Origin of the sequence: Pseudarthrobacter cellobiosi (assembly GCF_023913755.1) — a bacterium.
Lineage (GTDB): Bacteria > Actinomycetota > Actinomycetes > Actinomycetales > Micrococcaceae > Arthrobacter > Arthrobacter cellobiosi.
Genome location: NZ_JAMXBJ010000048.1, coordinates 46,105 through 68,663, shown reverse-complemented (window position 1 = coordinate 68,663; position 22,559 = coordinate 46,105). Strand labels below are relative to the sequence as shown.

Genomic DNA, 22,559 nt, shown 5'->3' with positions numbered 1-22,559 from the left:
ATTGGGGGAAGGCGTGACGGTGAGCAGTAGGAGTTTCAGTGTCTGTCTTGTCGCGGCTATTGCGGTCGTTGGTGGCGGCGCATGAATGCAACTCCGGGGCCGCACATGGGGCGGCGTGTTGAACAGTCTTCGTATCTTGGCGACCGATCCACCAGGGATGGGGGGTATTGGGGATACGCCCGCGATCTCGCCGGGGGGTGCCCCGTCAAGCGCGAAATCTTTAGTGTCCTTGAGTCCATACCAGGGCAGGAGAAGTATCTGGTTCAAGCTGCTTGGGATCGACTATGGCGAGGGGCAGAACGGGGCCGGCTTAGGCTCGGCGAGAGAGAAGATGTCGGAATCATTCAGCGCGTGCCGGACCTTCTGGAGCTTCGCGTGCAAGTCAACCCAGACCACGAGGACCTCGAGAAGAGGCACCTGCTGAGGCTGTACTTTGCGGAGCCGCCCGAGCATAAGAGACTCATGGTGGCGCTTAAGTTCGGACGGAAGCCGCGCGCAGGAGGCCCGTCGGTGCGGCAAGACGCACACATCAACGATGCGCGAAGTCGTTACGAAGAAGGGTCTGTTGGTAATCGGACTTGGGGAATAGAGTTAGAATGTTAGCTGCACTTGACATTGATGGGGAATCCAATGAGTGAAACCAATTCCATTTTCGTCTCGGATCCGAACGACCTCAAGCAGATGATCGCGTCCGAGCTAATAAATCAGTCCCAGGACATGATGGACGAACTCCTGCAGCTTCGGAAGCGCAAGGGCATGACGCAGCAGGACATCGCCGACATTATCGGCATCACGCGAACTGCGGTGACAGCCTTCGAGCGCTATGATTCAGACCCGAAGCTGAGCACCCTTGTCCGCTATGCCATGGCAGTCGGCGCACGCCTCAACATAACTGTCGAGGACGGCGAGACCTGGGCAAAAGTCGAGCGCGAACGAGAGTACATCGCGGAGTTCGTCGGTGGAGCCGAACCCAGCCATGCCGACTCCGCCGTTGCGTCTTTCCTCACGGAAAGCGTCAAATAAGTGGCGGGGGAACGCGCCCTCATCCCGGCCAGCCGTAATTACTCCGTCATGAGCGCCAACTCCTACTTTGCGCCCGCCAACGCCGAGGAAAAACTCAGCTGGCACGTTGAAGTTGTGGAGCCACGCGAGGCGATCTACGTAATCCTCGGTAATCTCGCAGCAACAGGCGACGGGGTCCATTGTTCAGTGGTGGCCATGTCCATCCTCGATAACGACAGCGTTTCCGCCGAAGGTGACGCGCCTACTTACGAGGAAATCAGCAGAGCGCTGCCCGACTCCTATCTGATGCACGGCCTGTACGATACCGCTGCAGCGGCGGCACGCAGCTCAGCCTCCATCCTTGGTCGGGGTCCTTTGGTTCCATCGATTACGCCGGAAGCCAAGATCACCAAGCACAAGACAGTAGGCGCTTCCTAGCTCTCACTGTCTGCCCCCGCTGTTAGCGTTTGGGCCGTGTTTCATCCATGGGGGATTCTCAGAAAGCTTGCTCACATCCGGTTGTCCTGGGTGGTGATGCCCGACCTTGTGCCCGGACGCACGAACGGCGTCGACATCATCTGGATGGACAAACGCCTGGATCAGGTGGAGCGTCGCTGCACGCTTACGCATGAGCTGATCCATATCGAACGTCAACACATCGGCTGCCAAACGACGTCGGTGGAGCTTGAGGTGCGCCTGGAAACGGCGCGCCGACTCATCCCCATCGAAGCCTTGGCCGCAGCGCTTCGGTGGAGCAATCGCCCCTATGAGCTGGCCGACGAACTATGGGTATCCGCTGACGTCCTGAAGGACAGGCTCCGCGGACTCACCCCGGACGAGCTGGCACTGCTCGTGGCCACCGAAGCCCAAGTCCACTAAATCCCATCACCTGAAAGGACGGGCCATGGCCTGGACCGAAGTTCTACCCTCCGGAAAGTACCGGGCGCTCTACCGGGACCCGACTGGAAAGCGCCGGTCCGCCGGCACCTTTGACCACAAACGGCGCGCGATGAACGCCGCCTCGGCCGCGGAGCAAGAGTCCAGGTCCCGCGGCTGGCAGGATCCCGACTCCATAGACCGGCCCTGGGGCGAATGGGCCACAGAGTGGTGGGAGACCCGGAAGGTCGAGCCCACGACCATGGCCAGCGAAACCTACCTTTTGGAGTCCTATTTGATGCCGAAATGGGGGACCGTGCCGCTGGCGGAGATCACCCGGCACCGGGGGCGCGCCTGGATTACCGAGTTGTCCAAGACCGAACGCCGGATCTCCGCCGTCGAAGAAGCCAAGCGGAAGAAAGCCCTGGCGGCAGATCCCGCCGCGAAGATCCAGCGCCACTATCTGGCTGCCTCCTCGGTGCAGCGGATCGCCGGGCTGTTCTCGGCCTCGCTGAACGCGGCTGTGGACGCCGAAGTCCTCCCGGCCAACCCGGTGTTCCGGCTGAAGCTTCCGTCGCGCCCACCAGCCGGCGAGCGCTTCCTGACGCACGCTGAGTTCGCGTCACTGTCTGAGGAATTCGGGGACGCGTTCGATGTCGCCGCGATAGCACTGATGGCCGGCTGTGGGCTGCGGTGGGGTGAGGCCATGGGGTTGCACCGGCACCGGCTGGACCTCCAGCGCGGCTGGCTGCGGGTGGTGGAGACCTGGGACCCGAAGGCAACGCAGATCAAGGCGTACCCCAAGGGCAAAAAGGCGCGAGACGTTCCGGTGCCGGGCTGGGTCGGGGAGGTGCTGGGCCGGCTGCCAATCCTGCTGGCGGGGGACTGCGGGCACGTCCACGCTGCAGGCCGCTGCCGGTCCAACCTCGTGCTGCACGGGACGGGAGAAATGACCGACGTGAACAACTGGCGGAAGCGCGTCTGGGCGCCGGCGCTTGGCCGGGCCAAGATCGGGCATGCCCGGCCGCACGATCTTCGCCACACCTACGCATCCTGGCTGGTGCAGAACGGGGTGTCGATTGAGGAAGTTGCCCGTCTTCTTGGTCACGCCTCATCGGTGGTTACCCAGCGATATGCGCACCTCGCGGACACCCCCAAGGACTCGGTACTCACTGCCCTGGGAGACCCGTTCCGTGGGGCAAACGTGGGGCAAGCCGATACTCCGGGGGACTCCCAGAGCATCCGAGCCGTTCCGGCATAGGGTCCCTGCATCCCATATGGGAGTAGGGAAGTAGGGCCAGAGACGGCGAGCGCTTACGATTGCCTCCAAGAGCGGCTAAATATTCACACCGAAGAGGTCACTGGTTCGAACCCAGTATCGCCCACCGAGGAATCTGGTCCGTTTCCGCTCAGCCGAGCGGAAACGGACCTTTTTTGTGCCCGCCATTCTGTCAGCCCCTTGTGAAAGAGTCTTTGTATGACTGATCCACTCCTTGCCCACGCCACGGAATACGGCCGCATGTATGCGCGGTCCACCACCGAACAGTTCTCCGTTCCGTCAATCACCACCGTCATCGGCCAGCAGCCGCACGGCCTGGACGGCTGGTTCGGTTACATGGGCGCCAGCAGCCTGGCGAAGGATCCGCTGCTGGCTGATTGCCTGGGCAGCCCGGCGAAAATCCGGCAGGCCGTCAACCGGGCCTCAAAAGCAGCAGAACTGTATCGCGACGAGGCCGCCAAACGCGGCGACCGCGTCCATAATTACTGCGAGCAGGTTGCGCTCCGCGCCCTGGGCCGGCCCCACGCCATGAAGGAAACCCGCGAGGCGTTGGCGGCCAACGGCGAGGAAGGCTTTGCCCTGCGGTTCGATGAGTGGTGGGACCTCTACGGCGTAGAGCCCATCGCACCGGAAATTACCGTCTGGAACAAGTCAGTGGGGTACGCCGGGACGCTTGACCTCGTGGCCAAAATCAACGGCCGGATCTGCGTCATTGATTACAAGACCAAGGGCACCACGCGGGACGGCACCGTCAAGCCGCTGGACGACAAGGTGGTTATGCAACTGGTGGCTGGTATGAAGGCCGAGGAGAGCCTCGTGGATGCCGTGGCTGGGGAATGGGAGCCCTGGAAGTACGGTGAGAACCCGCTACTGCTGGCTGTGGCCATCGGCGAGACCGAAGTCCGTCCGGTCCGCGCCAACCCGGACGTCCTGAAGCATCACTGGTGGAAGTTCTGCGCCCTGCGCCGGGTCTGGGAACTGTCCGCCGATACGCTCGCCGCCGGGTCTGCGCTTCTTCCGGTGGCTCCGCCCGCGTCCGCGCAGGTCCGCAGCGCCTAGCGGAGCGTGCCTGTCCGGAGCACGCCTGCCCAGTCCCGGGACCGGCGCCCCTGCACCTAAACTGGATAGGTTCGCCATTAACGCCCACCGTGAGGAAAGACAGCACATGGCCATTCTGAATATCCGCATCATTGGTGATCCTGTGCTCCGCACAGTGGCCGATCCCGTGTCGGAATTCGGTCCTGAGCTCGCCAAGCTGGTTGCGGACATGACGGAAACCATGGAGGACGTGGACGGCGCCGGCCTCGCAGCCCCCCAGATTGGCGTCAGCCAGCGGGTCTTCACCTACCGGATCGACGGCGTGGAGGGCCACATCATCAATCCGGTCCTGGAAAACAGCGAGGACTTCCAGGCGGACCAGGTTGAGGGTTGCCTGTCCATTCCTGGCCTGGCGTTCCCGGTCCGCCGCTTCCGCGCCACACGCGCCACCGGCGTTGACCTGAACGGGAATCCTGTCGCGGTGGAGGGGGAAGGCATGCTGGCCCGTTGTTTCCAGCACGAGACGGACCACCTGGACGGCATCCTCTACACCGACAGGCTGGAAGGTGAAGACCGGAAGACGGCGCTGCGCTCCATCCGCAATGCCAACTATGACGCCATCACGGAACGCACGACGACGAAGCGCGCCAAGACGGTCGGGTCCAGTTTCGGGGGCGCGAGCTTTGGGGGAACAAGCACCGGGGGCGCCAGCTTCGGCGGCGGCGCCACCACATGAGGGTACTTTTTGCCGGCACCCCCGCCGTGGCCGTCCCGTCCCTTGATGCCCTGATCGCGGCCGGCTTTGAGATCGTTGCGGTCCTGACCCGTCCCGACGCGCCGATAGGGCGCAAACGCGTGCTGACGCCGTCGCCCGTTGCCGCCCGCGCCGCCGAGCTGGAAATCGACGTCATCCACGCCACCCGCGTGGACGAAGCCGTGACGGCGAAAATCGCCGCGGCCAAGCCGGACGTGGCAGCCATCGTGGCCTACGGCGGACTGATTCCCCGCGCCGCGCTGGATGTTCCCCCGCATGGTTGGATCAACCTGCACTTTTCCCTGCTTCCCGCATGGCGTGGCGCTGCCCCGGTGCAGCGCGCCGTGATGGCCGGCGACGACGTCACCGGGGCAGTCACCTTCCTGCTGGAAGAAGGTTTGGACACCGGCCCGGTCTTCGGAACGCTGACCGAGGGCGTTGCCCCGGAGGACACCGCCGGAGCGCTGCTGGAGCGGCTGTCCCACAGCGGGGCAGTGCTCCTTGCCCAGACACTGTCCGCCGTCGAAGCTGGGAGGGCCGCTGCGCAGCCGCAGGTCGGCGATGTTTCACTGGCCCCCAAGCTGACCATCGATGATGGCCGGCTCGACTGGAAGCAGCCTGCCCTGGCGATCGGCAGGCGGGCCCGCGGCGTAACTCCCGAGCCCGGTGCCTGGACCACCCTGGACGGACAGCGCGTCAAACTCGAACCCGTCCGGCTCCGGCCGGACAACACTGACCTGCAGCCCGGCGCAGTATTCCTCGACGGCAAGAGCCTCCTGGTGGGCACCGGATCCCACGCTGTGGAGCTGACGAGGATCCAGCCTTCGGGCAAAAAGATGATGGCCGCCGCCGACTGGGCGCGTGGCATGGCAACACTGGAAAGCGTGGTCTTCGAATGAGCGAATCCGGCGGTAATGCAGGCGGCAGGGGCGGCAGCGGAAGTGGCGCCGCAGGCGGCGGACGGGGCAACAGCGGACGGGGCAAGGGCGGGCCGCGGGATTCCAGCCAACGCAACGCCCAGGGCCGCGAACGCAACCGCCCCTCCCAGCGAAGCTTCACCGAAAACGCTCCGGCGCAGCGGACCCGCCGGGCGGACCCGGCGAGGCTGGTGGCTTTTGAAGTCCTGCGCGCGGTAGCCGCCGAGGACGCCTATGCCAACCTGGTGCTCCCGTCCCGCATCCGCCATCACGGCCTGGACAAGCGCGACGCCGGGTTCGCCACCGAGCTCAGCTACGGTGCCTTGCGTGGCCAGGGCACCTACGATGCCATCCTGGCCCGCTGCGTTGACCGGCCGCTGGACCAGCTTGACCCGGCCATTCTCGACGCCCTGCGGATCGGCACCCATCAGCTGCTGGCCATGCGTGTCCCGGCCCACGCGGCCCTGGATCAGACCGTTGGCCTGGCCCGCGCCGTCATCGGTGCCGGACCCTCCGCCCTGATCAATGCGGTGCTGCGGAAGGTCACTGCACACACGCTGGAGGAGTGGCTTGAAGTCCTGGTCGCCGGTGAAAGCGACGAAACCACCATCGCGTCCCTCCGGTACGCCCACCCCGAATGGATAGTCCGGGCGATGCGCCAGTCCTTGGTGGCCCACGGGCGGTCAGCCGCCGAAATCAATGACCTGCTGGAAGCCGATAACGAGGCTCCGGTGGTCAACCTCGTTGCTCTGCCCGGCCTGGGCAGCCTGGATGAAGCCCTGGAAGGCGGGGCAACCCCCGGTGAACTAGTTGAAGGCTCGGCGCTCTCCAGCGGCGGAGACCTGGGCCGCCTCGCCTCCATCCGGGAAGGCAGCACGCGCGTCCAGGATGTCGGCTCCCAGCTGGTGGCCCGCGCAATGGCGGCAGTGGCGCTGGATCCCACCGGAAGTCCCGGAGCAGAGCGGCCGCACGAAACCTGGCTGGACCTGTGCGCCGGCCCCGGCGGCAAGGCCGCCCTGCTGGGCGCGCTGGCCAACGCCCAGGGTGCCACGCTGCTCGCCAATGAACCTGCCCCGCACCGTGCCAAACTCGTCAGCCAGGCCCTGTCAGCTGTGCCCAGGGACGTCTGGCGCGTCCGGACAGGCGATGGCCGCGACGTGGGCACTGAGCAGCCGGAATCCTTTGACCGTGTCCTGGTGGATGTCCCCTGCAGCGGGCTTGGTGCGCTGCGCCGCAGGCCGGAGTCTCGCTGGCGCCGCACGCCCAAGGACCTCGCTGACCTGGGGCCGCTGCAGCGTGCCCTGCTGAAATCGGCGCTGGATGCCGTCCGCCCCGGCGGAGTGGTTGCCTACGTCACCTGTTCACCCCACCCGGCCGAAACTACAGCAGTGGTCAGTGATGCCCTCCGGAAGCGGGATGACCTGGAGCTGCTGGACGCCGGCGCGGTGCTGGACAGTGTGAGCCTGACCGGGAACCTGGGCGCAGGCCACGATTCCACGGCGCAACTCTGGCCGCACATCCACAGCACCGATGCCATGTTCCTGGCCCTCATCCGGAAGAAAGCCTGACCCGTGAAAGGTTCCCCCATGCCGCAGTGCTGCATCAACCCCAGCATCCTGTCCGCCGACTTCGTCAACCTCGAAGCCGAACTGCAGCGCATCAGTAACGCTGACGCCGTGCACGTGGACGTGATGGACAACCACTTTGTCCCCAACCTCACCATCGGGCTGCCCGTGGTCCAGCGGATCCAGGCGGTCAGCCCCGTCCCGCTGGACGCCCACCTGATGATCTCCGACGCCGACCGCTGGGCACCGGGGTTCGCCGACGCAGGGCTGGCATCCGTGACCTTCCACGCCGAGGCCTCCATTGCACCGGTCAAACTGGCCCGCGAGCTGAGGGCCCGGGGCTCCAGGGCCGGCATGGCGCTGCGCCCAGCCACAGCTGTGGAACCCTACTTGGACATGCTCGAGGAACTGGACATGCTCCTGATCATGACCGTGGAGCCGGGCTTCGGCGGCCAGGCGTTTCTGGACTTCACCCTGCCCAAGATCCGCAAGGCCCGGGCAGCCATTGACGGCTCCGGAATCAATGTCGCCATCCAGGTGGACGGTGGCATTACCGAGGAAACCATTCTGCGGGCGGCCGAAGCAGGTGCGAACGTCTTTGTGGCGGGTTCGGCTGTTTACGGCGCGGAAGACCCGGCTGCAGCCATCGGACGGCTCCGCGAAGCCGGCAGCATAAAGTTACGTGCTGCGTCCGCGGAATAGTCTGGGCCACCTTGTGGTTATGGCACAATAGCAACACACAATACGTGCTCCGGGGTCGGTGTAAGTCCGAACCGGCGGTGATAGTCCGCGACCCGCGAGCCGGCGCTTTCCCTTCAGGGAAGGAACCGGCGGACGGTTGAACTGGTGAAATTCCGGTACCGACAGTTAAAGTCTGGATGAGAGAAGCACGTACAGCTGTATCTGTGGCGCCTTATGGCGCTGCGGCCTTCTGCTGTCGTATACCCCCGGAGCCATCGCGGTTCTAGAGGGAAGGAACGACAACACACATGAACCCCTTGCGATGGCTCTTTGAAGCCAGGATTTCCCATGCTCCGGGAACCGAAGCCACCGGACCGGTGGCCGCCGCATGACCCGGATCGAAAACGTCACGGCGTTCAGTGCCGCCGAAACCGCCGCCATGGACGCAGCGCTGAAAGCAGCCCTGCAGGGCCCGCGCGGAGCGAATCCGCTGGTGGGCGCCGTCGTGATCGATGCGGACGGCCGCCAGCTGGTGACCGGGTACCACCGCGGCGCCGGCACACCCCACGCCGAAGCGGACGCGATCACCCAAGCTGAGGCCGCCGGGCTGGACCTGACCGGCTGCACGATGGTGATCACACTGGAACCCTGTGACCACAGCGGCCGCACGGGGCCCTGCACCCAGGCGATCATTCGTGCCGGAATCACGGACGTGGTCTACGCCGTCGACGATCCGCATGACCCTGCGGCGGGCGGCGCAGCCACCCTCCGGAACGCCGGGGTGCAGGTCCGCAGCGGGCTCGCCGCCGGCGAGTCGTTCGAGTTGAACCGTCAGTGGTTCCTGGGAGTGGCCGCACAGCGCCCGTTCGTGACGCTGCACATCGCCCAGACCCTGGACAGCCGGATCGCCGCCGAGGACGGAACGAGCCAGTGGATCTCCTCCCCGGAGTCGCTCGCTGACAACCACGGACTGAGGCGGCGGATCGACGCCATCCTCGTGGGCACCCAGACCGTGCTGGTGGACAACCCCCGGCTGACAGCCCGCGACGCGTCCGGAGCCACATCCGGCAAGCAACCGCTGCGCGCCGTGATGGGCGTGCGGGACATCCCGGCCGACGCCGCCGTCCGCGGTGACGACGGCAACGTGCTCCACCTGCCCACGCGGGATCCGCGGGAGGCGCTCTCGCTCCTTTACGCGGAGGGAGTCCGCCACGTCATGGTGGAAGGCGGCTCACGCATCCTCAGTTCATTCCTGGCCGCCGGGCTTGTGGACGAACTCATTGTCTACGTTGCCCCCACCCTGCTGGGCTCCGGCACTCCCGCCCTCAACGGACTGGGAATCACCACCCTCGCGGACGCCCGGCACTGGGACTGGGACCCCTCCGACGGCGGCGCCGTCCTGACCCTGGGCCGGGACCTGAGGCTGCACCTCCGTCCAGAACCAACCGAAGCTCTTGAACCACAACTATCCCGCAACGCCGCGGAACCAGCCACGGGAGGCTACTGATGTTTACCGGAATTATTGCCGAGCAGGGACAGGTCCTGTCCGTGGAGCGGGACGGCGATGCCAGCGCAACGCTCCGCCTCCGCGCGCCCGGCACCACCGAAGGGCTCGGACTGGGCGGGTCCATCGCCGTCAACGGAGTCTGCCTGACGGCCACCGCAATCGAGGGCAAAGAGTTCAGCGTTGATGTGATGGGCGAAACCCTCGTCCGCAGTACCATCGGCGAACTTGCCGCCGGTGACTCGGTGAACCTTGAGCGTTGCGTCCCCGCCGGCGGCCGGCTGGACGGCCACGTCGTCCAGGGCCACGTCGACGGCGTCGGGCAGCTGCTGGAGCGCGAGGCGCTCGGCAACTGGGAACGCCTCCGGTTCGGTGTGCCGGCCAACCTCGCCCGCTACATCGCGGAGAAGGGCTCCATCGCGATCGACGGCGTCTCGCTCACGGTCACGGCGGTCAGCCCCGCCGCGGAGCCGGAGCCGTGGTTCGAAGTGGGGCTGATCCCCACCACCTTGGCCGAGACCGGCCTGGGGGCCAAGGAAACCGGCAGCAGGGTCAACCTTGAAGTCGACGTGCTCGCCAAATACACCGAACGGCTGCTGGCATTCAGCACCGGCGCAACCACCGGGGGCGAACGATGAACGCCACCGTTCGGCTGGAGCCGGCCGCGTCCGCAGCCCCGGGACCTAATGCAGCCTTCGGACTTGACCCCGTGGAAGATGCCATCCGCGCCATGGCCGCCGGCCGGCCCGTGCTGGTGGTGGACAACGAGGACCGCGAAAACGAAGGCGACATCATCTTCGCCGCACAGTATGCCACCCCTGCCCTCATGGGATGGACCATCCGCTACAGCTCCGGCGTCATCTGCGTCCCCCTGACCGGGGAACGCGCCGACGCCCTGGCCCTGCCGCCCATGGTGGCCGTGAACCAGGACGCAAAGGGTACGGCGTACACCGTTTCCTGCGACGCGGCCGGGGGTGTCAGCACCGGAATCTCCGCCACGGACCGGGCCCTTACGGCCCGCGTCCTTGCAGACCCCGGCGCCGGACCGGCCGCCGTGACCCGGCCCGGGCATATTTTCCCGCTCCGGGCAGTTAACGGGGGAGTGCGTGAACGCCCCGGCCACACCGAAGCGGCCGTGGACCTCTGCCGGCTCGCCGGACTGGAACCAGTGGGCGTGATCGCCGAGGTTGTGTACGACGACGGCGAAATGATGCGGCTCGACGGGCTGCGGGGGTTCGCCGCTGAACACGGATGCCCCCTGATCTCGATTGAGGATCTGGTGGCTTACCTTGAAGCAGGAGCCGGGGCTCCCGCCGACAGTGACACCGGGCCGGACGCCCGGGCGGAGTAGAGGAGTAATGATGACGGCTTCCGGAGTATCGGACGACAGCCACCAGAACGGCCACCATCGGGGGGCAGCCGGCAATGGCCGGGCCCACCATCCCGTGAGCGGCGGTCCGATTGTTCAGCTGCCCACGGCATTTGGCGATTTCATTACCCAAGCGTGGACAGACCTGGTCACGGGCGCCGAGCACCTGGCGGTGAGCTCACCCAACCCGCCCAAGGAGGGCGTTGCTCCGCTGGTCAGACTGCATTCCGAGTGCCTGACCGGCGACGTCTTCGGCTCCTACCGTTGTGACTGCGGCGAACAGCTGGCCTATGCCCTGGAGCTGATCAATGAGTTCGGCGGCACGCTGCTGTACCTGCGCGGGCAGGAAGGCCGGGGGATCGGCCTGGCCAACAAGATCAAGGCCTACGCCCTCCAGGAAGCGGGCTTTGACACTGTGGAGGCCAACGAACAGCTGGGACTGCCGGTGGACGCCCGCTGCTACAAGGCGGCCGCCCAGATCCTGGCTGAGATGGGCCTCCACGAGGTTCGGCTCCTGAGCAATAACCCGGACAAAAAGAACAGGCTCGCCAAAGCCGGCGTGAAGGTAGTGGAAATGGTGCCCACCGAGGTGCCGTCCCGCGACCAGAACATCCGCTACCTGCAGACCAAAAAGGACCGCATGGAGCACCGGCTGACGCTGGACACCCACGTTGTCACGGTGCCGAGCGGCCCCGCCGACGATTTCGACCACGAACAAAACTGAACGGATCAGATTCACGCATGAGCGGACACGGCGCACCAGATATTGACCTCACCACCCTCAACCCGGCGGAAACGTCGCAGCTGCGGTTGGCCATTGTGGCAGCCAGCTGGCACACCCAGATCATGGACGGACTCCTGGACGGTGCCCTGCGCGCCGCCAAAGATGCAGGCATCAGCGAACCCACCGTACTGCGCGTTCCCGGTGCCTTCGAGCTTCCCGTCGCTGCCGCGCGGCTGGCACCGCACTTTGACGCATTGGTAGCCCTCGGCGTCGTGATCCGTGGCGGTACGCCGCACTTTGAATACGTCTGCCAGGCAGCGACGTCGGGACTGACCGACGTCAGTGTCTCCACCGGCGTGCCGGTGGGCTTCGGCGTGCTGACCTGCGATACGGAGCAGCAGGGACTGGACCGTGCGGGCCTGCCGGGCTCCAGCGAGGACAAGGGCCACGAAGCAGTGACGGCAGCCTTGGCCACCGCAGTGCTCCTCAAGCAGTACAAGTAGCAGCCGGTGGACGGGCGCGGTGTGTGTTCGCTCACATCGCGCCCGTCATGCAGCGGCCCGAAAGGCGCCCCCGGGCCGGCAGCAAGTAGGCTGTAGGGCGTGAAGAATTTCGAGACGCTGTTCGCTGAACTGAGTGAGAAGGCAGCCACCCGCCCGGCAGGCTCCCGCACCGTCGCTGAATTGGAGTCCGGAGTCCACGGCATTGGCAAGAAAGTCGTGGAGGAAGCAGCCGAAGTCTGGATGGCCGCTGAGTACGAATCCGATGAGGCCACGGCCGAGGAAATCTCCCAGCTGCTCTACCACCTGCAGGTTCTGATGCTCGCTAAAGGCCTGACCCTGGAAGACGTCTACAAGCATCTGTAGCCACTGCGGCACCCGGCGGTCAACAATTGCCTGCCCGTGCCCTGCGTGGCCCGTATGCCTGATCCATAGACCTCCCAACCAAGAAAGACCCCCATGCTGCGAGTAGCCGTACCAAACAAGGGCTCCCTGTCCGAAGCCGCCTCCGCCATGCTGTCCGAAGCTGGCTACCGCCAGCGCCGCGACACCCGCGAGCTGGTCATGATGGACCCGGACAACGACATCGAGTTCTTCTTCCTCCGCCCGCGCGACATCGCAGTGTATGTCGGACGCGGAACCCTCGACGTCGGCATCACCGGCCGCGACCTGCTGCTGGACGCCGAGGTGGAGGCCGAGGAACTGCTGCCCCTGGGATTCGCTGCATCCACGTTCCGCTTCGCCGGACCGGTGGGCGATTTCGCCGCCGCAGAAGAGCTGGAAGGCAAACGCCTCGCCACGAGCTACGACGGCCTGCTCCGCGGCTACCTCGCCGAGCGGGGCATCAACGCCAAGGTGGTCCGGCTCGACGGCGCCGTGGAGTCTTCCGTGCGCCTGGGCGTAGCGGATGCCATCGCCGACGTCGTGGAAACGGGTAACACCCTCAAGGCTGCCGGGATGGAAATCTTCGGCGAGCCGATCCTCAAGTCAGAAGCTGTCCTGATCCGCCGCACCGGCGATGGCGGAGCGGCGAACGGCACCGCCAAGGAGATTGAAGTCCTGATCCGCCGCCTGCAGGGCGTCCTTGTGGCACGCCAATACGTGCTGATGGATTACGACATCCGCAAGGAACTCGTGGAACAGGCCGCCGCACTGACTCCCGGCCTGGAATCACCCACCGTCTCACCGCTGCGCGACTCCGACTGGGTGGCCGTCCGGTCCATGGTTCCGAAGAAGGAAACCAACCGGATCATGGATGAGCTCTACGACCTCGGCGCCCGCGCCATCCTGGTCAGCAGCATCCACGCCTGCCGTATCTGAGCGTCCGGCCCGGTTCACGCCGCGCCGCAGAACCCACCCGAGAATTCCAGGAGTCCCCATGGCTGTAGCTGTACGAGTCATCCCCTGCCTCGACGTCGACGCCGGGCGCGTTGTGAAGGGCATCAACTTCGAGGGGCTCCGCGACGCGGGTGACCCGGTGGAGCTGGCGCACCGCTACGACAATGCGGGCGCCGACGAGCTGACGTTCCTCGATGTCACGGCGTCCTCGGGCAACCGCGAAACCACCTTCGACGTGGTCCGCCGCACGGCCGAGGAAGTCTTCATCCCGCTGACCGTGGGCGGCGGTGTCCGCGGTGTTGCCGAGGTGGACAAGCTCCTGCGTTTCGGCGCGGACAAGGCTTCCATCAACACGGCCGCCGTTGCCCGGCCGGACGTCATCAACGAAATCAGCCGGCATTTCGGTTCGCAGGTGCTGGTCCTGTCCGTGGACGCCCGCCGGACCCGCCCCGGGTCCCAGCCCACGCCGTCGGGCTTTGAAGTGACCACCCACGGCGGCCGCACCGGTACCGGGATCGACGCCATCGAGTGGGCCAGGGAAGCCGCAGACCGCGGCATCGGAGAAATCCTGCTCAACTCCATCGACGCCGACGGCACCAAAGACGGCTTTGACCTGGAACTGATCCGGCTCGTCCGGGCTGCGGTGAAAGTGCCGATCATCGCCTCAGGCGGCGCCGGCGAACCGGCCCACTTCCCGCCAGCCGTAGCCGCAGGAGCGGACGCCGTGCTGGCCGCATCGATCTTCCACTGGGGACCGGACAACATGATGTCCCAGGTCAAGCAGGCCATCCGCGAGGCAGGCTTCGAAGTCCGCTAAAGTCCGACTTCTGCTGACTGGAGCAGGGCGACGGCGTCGGGCTGGCCCTCGAAAGTGACCAGGGCGTGGCGGGTCCGGCCGTGGGCGTGCATCAGCAGTTCGCCCGGCTCACCAACGATCGCCACCGAAACCGGTGCCCGCTTGGCGACGTGCCGCGGGCCGGACGGGCGCACGAGCACAATGCCAAGGTCGACGCCGCGGTAAAGGATGGCTGCCCGCTTGATCAGTTCGTCCCAAAGGGCGTCCGAGTAGGCCTCATCGAGGGCGCGCGGCGCCCAGCGGTCCACAGCCCTGCGGATGTCCTCGGTGTGGACGAAATATTCGATCAGGTTGGAGCTCTCGTCCAATGCCTTGATGTTCATGGGGGACAGAGCCGGCGGGCCACTACGGAAGGTGTTCACGAGGCCGGTGTAGTCGTCAGCGGTTTTCAGCTTCGCCGCGAGCTTGGCGGTGGCCTTGTCCGAAGCCTTGGACAGGCGCTTGATGATGAGACCAAGCCCTACGGCAGCCTTGCGTTCGCGAAGGTAAAGGTGCGCGGCAAGGTCCCTGGTGCGCCAGCCTCGGCAGAGGGTAGGGGCATCAGGACCGGCCGCCAGCAGGGTTTCGGCCAGGACTTCTCGGGACGGTTCGACGAAATGCATCACTTGTGAAACTAGCACGAGAGCAGCGAAGTTGGGCAGCAGAACCGCCAGCCGATGGGTGCCCTTGTTCACACGCTGGTTGTATGCCCGCTTGTGCATATTTGGGGGCCGCTGATCAGGCACTAGACTTGGTCTGATGTCTGAGCAGCCCGCCTCCGCCCCCGTAATTGTCCCGGCCCCCGTCACAAGCCCGCTTCCGCCCGCCATCGCGGACGCACTGAAGCGTGACGGCGCCGGGCTCGTAGCCGCCGTCGTACAGCAGTTCGATACGAACGAGGTGCTGATGCTGGGCTGGATGGACGATGAAGCCCTGTACCGCACCATGACCACCGGCCGGGTCACCTTCTATTCCCGCTCCCGCCAGGAATACTGGCGCAAGGGGGACACCTCCGGCCACGTCCAGTGGGTCAAATCGGTTGCCCTGGACTGCGACGGCGATGCCCTCCTGATTCGCGTAGACCAGGTTGGCGCGGCGTGCCACACCGGTACGCGGACCTGCTTCGAGGGCAGGGACCTGGAAGTCCAGACTGGCGGGGCGGTCTGACCCACGGCCCGGGGCGGATGACCTGCCCCCAGGCAAACACTTTTGGCAGCATAGGACTGGCGCCGCTCCACACCCGGCGACATTTCACGAGGCGACACACAAGAACAGGCGGCGAAGCATAGCCATGCAGGACCTTGGAATCATCAGCCCGGGCCTCGAGGAGTTCCGCGAACTCGCCGGCAACAGCCGGGTCATCCCCGTCACGCTCAAAGTGCTTGCGGACGCGGAGACCCCTATCGGCCTCTACCGGAAGCTTGCCCAAGGCCAGCCCGGCACGTTCCTGATGGAGTCTGCGGCGGTGGGCGGCACGTGGTCGCGGTATTCCTTCATCGGCGCGAAGTCCCGTGCAACCCTGACCACCAAGGACGGCCAGGCACACTGGCTGGGCCAGCCCCCTGCCGGAGTGCCCCTGGACGGCAATCCCGTGGACGCCATCCGCGACACCATCGAAGCGCTGCGGACCCGCAGGTTTGACGGACTGCCGCCTTTCACGTCCGGACTCGTCGGCTTCCTGGGCTGGGAGACGGTCCGCCACTGGGAACGGCTGACCAGTCCGCCGGAGGATGACCTCCACCTGCCCGAGATGGCGCTGAATCTGGTGACGGACATGGCAGTGCACGACAACCATGACGGCACGGTGCTGCTGATCGCCAACGCCATCAACTTCGACGGCAGCTCCGACCGCGTGGACGAGGCCTGGGAAGATGCCGTGGCGCGGGTCAAGGACCTCCTCACCCAGATCAGCACGCCCGTGGCCCAGCCGGTTTCCGTACTGGAGCCCGCGGCCCTGGATTTCGCCTCCAGCGTCGAGGAACGGTGGGACGAACCCTCCTACCTGGCCGCGCTGGACCGCGGCAAGGAAGCCATTGTTGACGGCGAAGTGTTCCAGGTGGTGATTTCACGGCGCTTCGAAATGGAGTGCGGAGCCTCGCCCCTTGATGTGTACCGCGTCCTGCGCAACACCAACCCCAGCCCGTACATGTACATCTTTAGCCTCGAGGACGCCGACGGCCGGGAGTACTCGATCGTTGGGTCCTCGCCCGAGGCCCTGGTGACAGTGACCGGTGAGGAAGTCATCACCCACCCCATCGCCGGCTCACGGCCCCGCGGCAAGACGGTGGAGGGAGACAAAGCCCTCGCCGAGGAGCTGCTGGCAGATCAGAAGGAACGCGCTGAACACCTGATGCTCGTGGACCTCTCCCGCAACGATCTGTCCAAGGTCTGCGTGGCGGGAACCGTGGACGTCACGCAGTTCATGGAGGTGGAGCGGTTCAGCCACATCATGCACCTGGTCTCCACCGTGGTGGGCAAGCTGTCCCCGGACGCCAACGCCTACGACGTCCTGAAGGCGACCTTCCCCGCGGGCACACTGTCCGGTGCCCCGAAGCCCCGGGCTCTGCGCCTGCTGGACGAGCTTGAACCCCACCGCCGTGGCATCTACGGCGGCGTGGTGGGGTACCTCGACTTTGCCGGCGACATGGACATGGCCATCGCCATCCGCTCGGCCCTCCTCCGCGAAGGACGCGCCTACGTCCAGGCCGGTGGCGGCATCGTGGCGGATTCCGTGAACCCCACAGAAGCCCTGGAGACCGTGAACAAGGCGGCCGCTCCCCTCCGGGCCGTGCACACCGCCGGATCGCTGCACAACATTGCGGCAGAATCGCTCCCCGGCACCTCTCCCCACAGCGACGCCGGCACCGCCGGGGAAAGCCAGGGCGCCGAATGACGCCGGCCTGGGCCAGGAAGTCCACGCTGGTACTGCTGATCGCCGTCCTTGCGCTGGCGGTCTTCGGGACCACCACCCAGACCTGGATCACCGTCACCCTGGACGCCAACCAGGTGGGCCAGACGGCTGGGGACCAGAACACCCTTCCGGTCCAGGGCAGCAAAGCGGCCACAACGGTGACAGCCCTGGCCTTGGTGGCCCTGGCGGGCGGACTGGCAGCGTCCATCGCCGGAAAGTTCGCGCGGTGGGTCATCACCGCCATCATCATGCTGGCCTCCGTAGGCATCATTGCCGCCGCCGCCACGGTGCTGGCTGACCCGCTGGGCGCCTCGCAGGGCTCCATAGCCGCCGCCACCGGGGTCACCGGCGGCAACGCGGAAGTGGCTGTTACCGCCTTCCCGGTCCTCGCCGTCGTCGCCGGTTCCCTGCTGGCGCTGGCCGCGTTGCTGATCATCCCTGCCGGCCGGCACTGGAAGTCGCGGACCAAATATGACGCAACCACATACGGGGGGCCCGCCGGCAGTACGGCGGCCGCCACCGGTCCTGTGGACGAGATCGACAGCTGGGACAGGCTCTCGCGCGGCGACGATCCCACCTGAACCCCCGCTCGCAGCCAAAGCCGGGCAGCCCGCTAAAACCTGAGCCCGGCCTGCCGATGGGCAGGTCACGGCCAAAAAATGGCAGAATGTAAGCAGTATTCATCCCGAGGAGATTCACATGAGCAAAGCACCCGCTTCCGTATCGAAATCAGGCACCCGGACCGTTGCCCCCGGCGTCGTTGACCACAGCCAGGAACTTGGCCACGGCAACAGCCCCGCGGCCTGGACCTGCGTGATCGTTATGCTGGTCGGCGCCCTCATCGCGTCCATCGCCTTTGTCATCGCCAACACCCCCATCTTCATCGCCGGCGCGGCCGTGATGGTCCTCGGCCTGATCCTTGGCTACATCATGCGCAAGGCGGGTTACGGCGTCGAAGGCAGCAAGCTGAAGAGCTCCGGCCACTGATGGCGACTGTTCTCGACGACATCAATGCCGGTGTCAGGGAGGATATGGAGGCCAGGAAGCGTCTCGTTTCGCTGGCAGAACTGAAGGACCTGACTGCGGCCGCGGCACCCGCCCGGGACGCCTGGTCGGCCCTCGGCGGCACCGCGGTGCAGCGGGACCAGCTGAAGGTCATCGCGGAAATCAAGCGGCGCAGCCCGTCCAAGGGCGATCTCGCCACCATCGTGGATCCGGCAGCGCTGGCAGAGCAGTACGCCGACGGCGGCGCAGCAGTGATCAGCGTCCTTACCGAACAGCGGCGCTTCAACGGGTCCCTTGCAGACCTGGACGCCGTCCGTGCCCGCGTGGACGTTCCGCTGCTCCGCAAGGATTTCACGCTCGACGAGTACCAGATCTGGGAGGCCCGCGCCCACGGCGCGGACCTGATCCTGCTCATCGTGGCGTCGCTCTCCGACAGCCAACTCCGGGAGTTCAGCGCCCTCAGCCGCGAACTCGGCATGAACGTGCTCGTGGAGACGCACACGGAAGAGGAGATCGAACGTGCAGTGGCGGCTGAGGCGCGCATCATCGGCGTCAACGTGCGCAACCTGAAGACGCTCGACGTCGACCGTTCAGTTTTCGCCGTACTCGCCGGACTGATTCCGGCCGAAGCGCTGGTCATCGCCGAATCCGGTGTGCGCGGCGTAAACGACGTGACGCACTACGCCGCCAACGGCGCCAACGCCATCCTGGTGGGCGAGGCCCTGGTCAGCGACGCAACGCCGCGTGACCGGATCGCCGAATTCACGGCGGCAGGCGCTGCCGCCATCGCCGCCCGGGCCTAGTCCCGGCACCCGCCGGCCCTGGCGCCGGCGGCACAACACTTCCGAACGACCAACTTGAACAGGACGGTGAGACTGATGGTTGACGCACCCTCAGAAAACGCTGACAACAATGCTGCGGACGCTTTCCTGCAGGGCGGCTCGCTGAAGCACGCCCCGGGGCCATACTTCGGCGGCTACGGCGGGCGCTGGATGCCGGAATCGCTGATCGCCGCCTTGGAGGAGCTCGAAGACACCTTTGAAAAGGCCAAGGCAGATCCCGAATTCCTGGCCCAGCTCTCTGACCTGAACAAGAACTACTCCGGCCGTCCCTCGCTGCTGACCGAAGCCAAGCGGTTCTCCGAGCACGCCGGCGGCGCCCGGATTTTCCTCAAGCGCGAGGACCTCAACCACACCGGATCCCACAAGATCAACAACGTCCTGGGCCAGGCCCTGCTGGCCAAGCGCATGGGCAAGACACGCGTCATCGCCGAGACCGGCGCCGGGCAGCACGGCGTTGCCAGCGCCACCGCCGCCGCGCTCCTCGGCCTGGAATGCGTTGTCTACATGGGCGCCGAAGACTGCCGCCGGCAGGCACTGAATGTCGCCCGGATGCAGCTGCTCGGCGCCACCGTGGTGCCCGTGGTGAACGGTTCCCAGACCCTCAAGGACGCCATCAACGACGCTCTCCGGGACTGGGTCAGCAACGTCGACAACACCCACTACCTGCTGGGCACCGCTGCCGGGGCGCACCCGTTCCCGGCCATGGTCCGCTTCTTCCACGAGGTCATCGGTGAGGAAGCCCGCGCTCAGATCCTGGAGCAGACCGGCAAACTGCCCGACGCCGTCTGCGCCTGCATCGGCGGCGGTTCCAACGCGATCGGCATCTTCCACGGCTTCCTGGATGATCCGTCCGTGAAGATCTACGGCTTTGAAGCCGGCGGCGACGGCGTGGACACCGGCCGGCACGCAGCCACTATCACCCTTGGCAAGCCCGGCGTCCTGCACGGCGCCCGCTCCTACCTTATGCAGGACGACGACGGCCAGACCATCGAGTCGCACTCGATTTCCGCAGGCCTGGACTACCCGGGCGTTGGCCCGGAGCACGCTTACCTGGCCGACATCGGACGCGTCAGCTACGAGCCCATCACCGACAGCGAAGCAATGGATGCGTTCAAGCTGCTGTGCCGGACAGAAGGCATCATCCCCGCCATCGAGTCCTCACACGCCCTCGCGGGTGCCATCAAGGTTGGCAAGCGCCTCACCGAAGGCACCGCCGACCCGTCCGAAACGGTGATCATCGTGAACCTTTCCGGCCGCGGCGACAAGGACGTTGAGACCGCCGCGGAATGGTTCGACATGCTCGATGAAGAGGGCAAGGTCAAGGGCACCAACCTGTCCACCCGCAAGCCCAAGGGCCCTGCCGACCGGGCAGAAACTGAAGCCGTTCCCGCCACAGCCGCTCCTGACAGCAGCGTCGCGGACAACAACGAGGACCAGAACTGATGACTGAACAGACGGCCAGCAAGTCCGCCGCCGCCATCGACCGTGCGCGGGACGACGGGCGCTCAGCGCTCGTCTGCTACCTGCCCGCGGGGTACCCGGACGTCCAGGCCACCATCGACGCCGGCATTGCCATGGCGAAGAACGGTGCCGACCTGATCGAAATCGGCATTCCCTACTCGGATCCGGTCATGGACGGCCCGGTCATCCAGGCCGCCACCACCGAGGCAATCGCCAACGGATTCCGGGTCGAAAGCGTCTTTGACGTTGTCGCCGGCATCACTGCAGCCACAGACGTAGCCGTGCTGGTGATGACCTACTGGAACCCCGTGGTCCGGATGGGCGTGGACGAGTTCTCCCGCCGGCTGGCCGAGGCCGGGGGAGCAGGGCTCATCACACCTGACCTCATCCCGGACGAAGCCTCGGAATGGTTCGCTGCCTCGGACAAGTACGGACTGGACCGCGTGTTCCTCGTGGCGCCGTCCTCCACCCCCGAGCGCCTGGCCGTGACGGTCAAGGCAAGCAGGGGCTTTGTGTACGCCGTTTCCATCATGGGCGTGACGGGTACCCGCCAGGCCGTCAGCAGCAGCGCGGAGAAGCTCGTCGCCGACACACATGCCGCCGGTGCCGAACGCGTGTGCGTGGGACTCGGTGTCTCCAACGCCAGCCACGTCCGCGAGATCGCAGCGTACGCAGACGGTGTCATCGTTGGCACCGCGCTTGTTGCCGCCATCCGCGACGGGGGAGTCGACGCCGTCGCGGACCTCACCCGGAACCTGAGCGCCGGACTCGTCAGGAAAGAAGCCTAACCACCATGCAGATCCTCCTTCAGGCCGCCGCCCTGGTGCCGGCCAGCATCCCCAGCCCGGACTGGTCCGGCTTCGATATCCCGCTGCCGTGGGGGACTCTGCGGATCCACGCCTACGCCCTGTGCATTCTCGCCGGGATCATCGCGGGCCTGTGGCTCACGTCCGTCAGGTGGGCCCGCCGCGGTGCGCCTGAAGGCAGCGTCTGGGACATCGTCATCTGGGCTATTCCTTTCGGCATCATCGGCGGCCGCCTCTATCACGTGGTTTCGTCCCCGGACGCCTACTTCGGGCCCGGCTTCGACGGGACCGGGGACCTGGGGCTCATCCCGCAGATCCAGCGAGGCGGCCTCGGAATTTGGGGTGCCGTGGTTCTGGGCGTCCTGGGCGCCTGGATCGGCTGCCGCCGGTCCGGCGTGAAACTCACCGCCTTCCTGGACGCCGCGGCGCCGGGACTGCTGCTGGCCCAGGCCATTGGCCGCTGGGGAAACTACTTCAACCAGGAACTCTTCGGCGGACCCACCACCCTGCCGTGGGGCCTGCAGATTGATGCGGACAATCCCAATTTCCCGGCCGGCATGCCGGTGGATACGCTTTTCCACCCCACGTTCCTGTATGAGTCGCTCTGGAACATCGCTGGTGTGCTCATCCTGCTGGCTCTGGACCGCCGGTTCCACTTCCGGCGGGCCCGGCTCTTCTGGCTCTACGCCATGTATTACACCCTGGGCCGGGTCTGGATCGAAGCGATGCGGATCGACGATGCCGAACAGATCAACCTCTTCGGCATCACCACCAGGCTCAACGTCTGGACCAGCATCTTTGTCTTTGTGGCAGCGCTCATCGTGTTCGTCCTCCTGGGACTGAAAGGCCGCCCGGAACCGGACACACCTTTCCTGGCGGGCCATGAACCGGCAGCAGACGATGCCATGGACGCCTCTGGAGCAGACAAGTCACCAGTCCGCGATGCGGACTCTTCTGTCTCAGATAGTGAATCGCGTGATATTGTCCCAGATAACCAAAATGGTGCCCGGATCCCTTCCACTCCAACGGAAGAGGAACCGGCATTCCGGGACGGCGACAAGCCAATTCCGGAGTCGCCGGTAGCCGGAACTTCCGGCCACAAGGCAACGGAATCCGCGCCGGAGGCTGGCACGAGCAAGTAGTACGCCAGCA

At 65.9% G+C, this 22,559-nt stretch carries 26 protein-coding genes and 1 riboswitch; of the genes, 25 read left to right on the top strand and 1 reads right to left on the bottom strand.

The features are described from left to right. Nucleotides 1–630 precede the first annotated feature (630 nt). The 17 genes from NG696_RS14840 to hisF all read left to right on the top strand — a co-directional run bounded on the left by NG696_RS14840 (nucleotide 631) and on the right by hisF (nucleotide 14,364). Nucleotides 631–1,023, top strand: a complete 393-nt coding sequence (locus NG696_RS14840) for a helix-turn-helix transcriptional regulator (protein ID WP_252576019.1) — start codon at nucleotides 631–633, stop codon at nucleotides 1,021–1,023. Further along, nucleotides 1,024–1,440 carry a hypothetical protein gene (locus NG696_RS14835; RefSeq protein WP_252576018.1) on the top strand — a complete coding sequence of 139 codons (417 nt, stop codon included), beginning with the start codon at nucleotides 1,024–1,026 and terminating at the stop codon, nucleotides 1,438–1,440. A gap of 96 nt (nucleotides 1,441–1,536) precedes the next feature. Continuing rightward, nucleotides 1,537–1,881 carry an ImmA/IrrE family metallo-endopeptidase gene (locus NG696_RS14830; RefSeq protein ID WP_252576017.1) on the top strand — a complete coding sequence of 115 codons (345 nt, stop codon included), beginning with the start codon at nucleotides 1,537–1,539 and terminating at the stop codon, nucleotides 1,879–1,881. A gap of 25 nt (nucleotides 1,882–1,906) precedes the next feature. Continuing rightward, complete coding sequence (locus NG696_RS14825; protein ID WP_252576016.1) at nucleotides 1,907–3,139, top strand: tyrosine-type recombinase/integrase; 1,233 nt, start codon at nucleotides 1,907–1,909, stop codon at nucleotides 3,137–3,139. 216 nt (nucleotides 3,140–3,355) lie between these two features. After that, a complete protein-coding gene (locus tag NG696_RS14820) occupies nucleotides 3,356–4,216 on the top strand; it encodes a cytochrome (RefSeq protein ID WP_252569005.1) in 861 nt (286 codons plus the stop codon). Nucleotides 4,217–4,322: 106 nt separating this feature from the next. Further along, the gene (def, locus tag NG696_RS14815) at nucleotides 4,323–4,931 is read left to right on the top strand and encodes a peptide deformylase (RefSeq protein ID WP_252569002.1); all 609 of its coding nucleotides are present in this window, start codon (nucleotides 4,323–4,325) and stop codon (nucleotides 4,929–4,931) included. After that, nucleotides 4,928–5,848, top strand: a complete 921-nt coding sequence (fmt, locus tag NG696_RS14810; protein ID WP_252568999.1) for a methionyl-tRNA formyltransferase — start codon at nucleotides 4,928–4,930, stop codon at nucleotides 5,846–5,848. Before def ends, fmt begins: the two co-directional genes overlap by 4 nt. Beyond that, nucleotides 5,845–7,434: an RsmB/NOP family class I SAM-dependent RNA methyltransferase gene (locus NG696_RS14805; protein WP_252568996.1), complete on the top strand. Its 1,590-nt coding sequence runs from the start codon at nucleotides 5,845–5,847 to the stop codon at nucleotides 7,432–7,434. Before fmt ends, NG696_RS14805 begins: the two co-directional genes overlap by 4 nt. A gap of 18 nt (nucleotides 7,435–7,452) precedes the next feature. Beyond that, nucleotides 7,453–8,133 carry a ribulose-phosphate 3-epimerase gene (rpe, locus tag NG696_RS14800; protein WP_252569466.1) on the top strand — a complete coding sequence of 227 codons (681 nt, stop codon included), beginning with the start codon at nucleotides 7,453–7,455 and terminating at the stop codon, nucleotides 8,131–8,133. Nucleotides 8,134–8,173: 40 nt separating this feature from the next. Further along, a riboswitch (FMN riboswitch) is annotated at nucleotides 8,174–8,326 on the top strand. A gap of 174 nt (nucleotides 8,327–8,500) precedes the next feature. Next, nucleotides 8,501–9,619: a bifunctional diaminohydroxyphosphoribosylaminopyrimidine deaminase/5-amino-6-(5-phosphoribosylamino)uracil reductase RibD gene (gene ribD, locus NG696_RS14795; protein WP_252576014.1), complete on the top strand. Its 1,119-nt coding sequence runs from the start codon at nucleotides 8,501–8,503 to the stop codon at nucleotides 9,617–9,619. After that, complete coding sequence (locus tag NG696_RS14790; protein WP_252568990.1) at nucleotides 9,619–10,254, top strand: riboflavin synthase; 636 nt, start codon at nucleotides 9,619–9,621, stop codon at nucleotides 10,252–10,254. The genes ribD and NG696_RS14790 overlap by 1 nt, the downstream gene beginning before the upstream one ends. Further along, complete coding sequence (gene ribB, locus NG696_RS14785) at nucleotides 10,251–10,967, top strand: 3,4-dihydroxy-2-butanone-4-phosphate synthase (protein WP_252576012.1); 717 nt, start codon at nucleotides 10,251–10,253, stop codon at nucleotides 10,965–10,967. Before NG696_RS14790 ends, ribB begins: the two co-directional genes overlap by 4 nt. 10 nt (nucleotides 10,968–10,977) lie before the next feature. Then, entirely contained in the window at nucleotides 10,978–11,709 is a 732-nt protein-coding gene (ribA, locus tag NG696_RS14780; protein WP_252568986.1) for a GTP cyclohydrolase II, read from the top strand. A 17-nt stretch (nucleotides 11,710–11,726) separates the two neighbouring features. Further along, nucleotides 11,727–12,212 carry a 6,7-dimethyl-8-ribityllumazine synthase gene (gene ribH, locus NG696_RS14775; RefSeq protein WP_252568984.1) on the top strand — a complete coding sequence of 162 codons (486 nt, stop codon included), beginning with the start codon at nucleotides 11,727–11,729 and terminating at the stop codon, nucleotides 12,210–12,212. Nucleotides 12,213–12,311: 99 nt separating this feature from the next. After that, the gene (locus tag NG696_RS14770) at nucleotides 12,312–12,575 is read left to right on the top strand and encodes a phosphoribosyl-ATP diphosphatase (protein WP_056345618.1); all 264 of its coding nucleotides are present in this window, start codon (nucleotides 12,312–12,314) and stop codon (nucleotides 12,573–12,575) included. A 93-nt stretch (nucleotides 12,576–12,668) separates the two neighbouring features. Then, nucleotides 12,669–13,529, top strand: coding sequence for an ATP phosphoribosyltransferase (hisG, locus tag NG696_RS14765; protein WP_058929289.1), 861 nt, complete (start codon nucleotides 12,669–12,671; stop codon nucleotides 13,527–13,529). Nucleotides 13,530–13,587: 58 nt separating this feature from the next. Continuing rightward, nucleotides 13,588–14,364: an imidazole glycerol phosphate synthase subunit HisF gene (gene hisF / locus NG696_RS14760; RefSeq protein WP_056345623.1), complete on the top strand. Its 777-nt coding sequence runs from the start codon at nucleotides 13,588–13,590 to the stop codon at nucleotides 14,362–14,364. Here hisF and NG696_RS14755 read toward each other — a convergent pair. After that, nucleotides 14,361–15,005: a TIGR03085 family metal-binding protein gene (locus tag NG696_RS14755; RefSeq protein ID WP_056345972.1), complete on the bottom strand. Its 645-nt coding sequence runs from the start codon at nucleotides 15,003–15,005 to the stop codon at nucleotides 14,361–14,363. The genes hisF and NG696_RS14755 overlap by 4 nt on opposite strands. A 136-nt stretch (nucleotides 15,006–15,141) precedes the next feature. Between NG696_RS14755 and hisI the strand changes: the two genes are divergently transcribed. The 8 genes from hisI (at nucleotide 15,142) to lgt (ending at nucleotide 22,549) form a co-directional block, all read left to right on the top strand. Next, on the top strand, nucleotides 15,142–15,549 hold the full coding sequence (hisI, locus tag NG696_RS14750) for a phosphoribosyl-AMP cyclohydrolase (RefSeq protein ID WP_252576011.1): 408 nt from the start codon (nucleotides 15,142–15,144) through the stop codon (nucleotides 15,547–15,549). A 124-nt stretch (nucleotides 15,550–15,673) separates the two neighbouring features. Next, complete coding sequence (locus NG696_RS14745; protein WP_252576009.1) at nucleotides 15,674–17,275, top strand: anthranilate synthase component I; 1,602 nt, start codon at nucleotides 15,674–15,676, stop codon at nucleotides 17,273–17,275. Continuing rightward, nucleotides 17,272–17,874: a Trp biosynthesis-associated membrane protein gene (locus NG696_RS14740; protein ID WP_252568979.1), complete on the top strand. Its 603-nt coding sequence runs from the start codon at nucleotides 17,272–17,274 to the stop codon at nucleotides 17,872–17,874. Before NG696_RS14745 ends, NG696_RS14740 begins: the two co-directional genes overlap by 4 nt. Nucleotides 17,875–17,992: 118 nt before the next feature. After that, a complete protein-coding gene (locus tag NG696_RS14735) occupies nucleotides 17,993–18,280 on the top strand; it encodes an HGxxPAAW family protein (RefSeq protein ID WP_056345635.1) in 288 nt (95 codons plus the stop codon). Beyond that, entirely contained in the window at nucleotides 18,280–19,101 is an 822-nt protein-coding gene (gene trpC / locus NG696_RS14730) for an indole-3-glycerol phosphate synthase TrpC (RefSeq protein ID WP_252568977.1), read from the top strand. Before NG696_RS14735 ends, trpC begins: the two co-directional genes overlap by 1 nt. Before the next feature lie 75 nt (nucleotides 19,102–19,176). Next, the gene (trpB, locus tag NG696_RS14725) at nucleotides 19,177–20,583 is read left to right on the top strand and encodes a tryptophan synthase subunit beta (RefSeq protein ID WP_252576007.1); all 1,407 of its coding nucleotides are present in this window, start codon (nucleotides 19,177–19,179) and stop codon (nucleotides 20,581–20,583) included. Then, a complete protein-coding gene (trpA, locus tag NG696_RS14720; protein ID WP_252576005.1) occupies nucleotides 20,583–21,389 on the top strand; it encodes a tryptophan synthase subunit alpha in 807 nt (268 codons plus the stop codon). Before trpB ends, trpA begins: the two co-directional genes overlap by 1 nt. Nucleotides 21,390–21,394: 5 nt before the next feature. After that, nucleotides 21,395–22,549: a prolipoprotein diacylglyceryl transferase gene (lgt, locus tag NG696_RS14715; RefSeq protein ID WP_252568969.1), complete on the top strand. Its 1,155-nt coding sequence runs from the start codon at nucleotides 21,395–21,397 to the stop codon at nucleotides 22,547–22,549. Nucleotides 22,550–22,559: the final 10 nt, after the last annotated feature.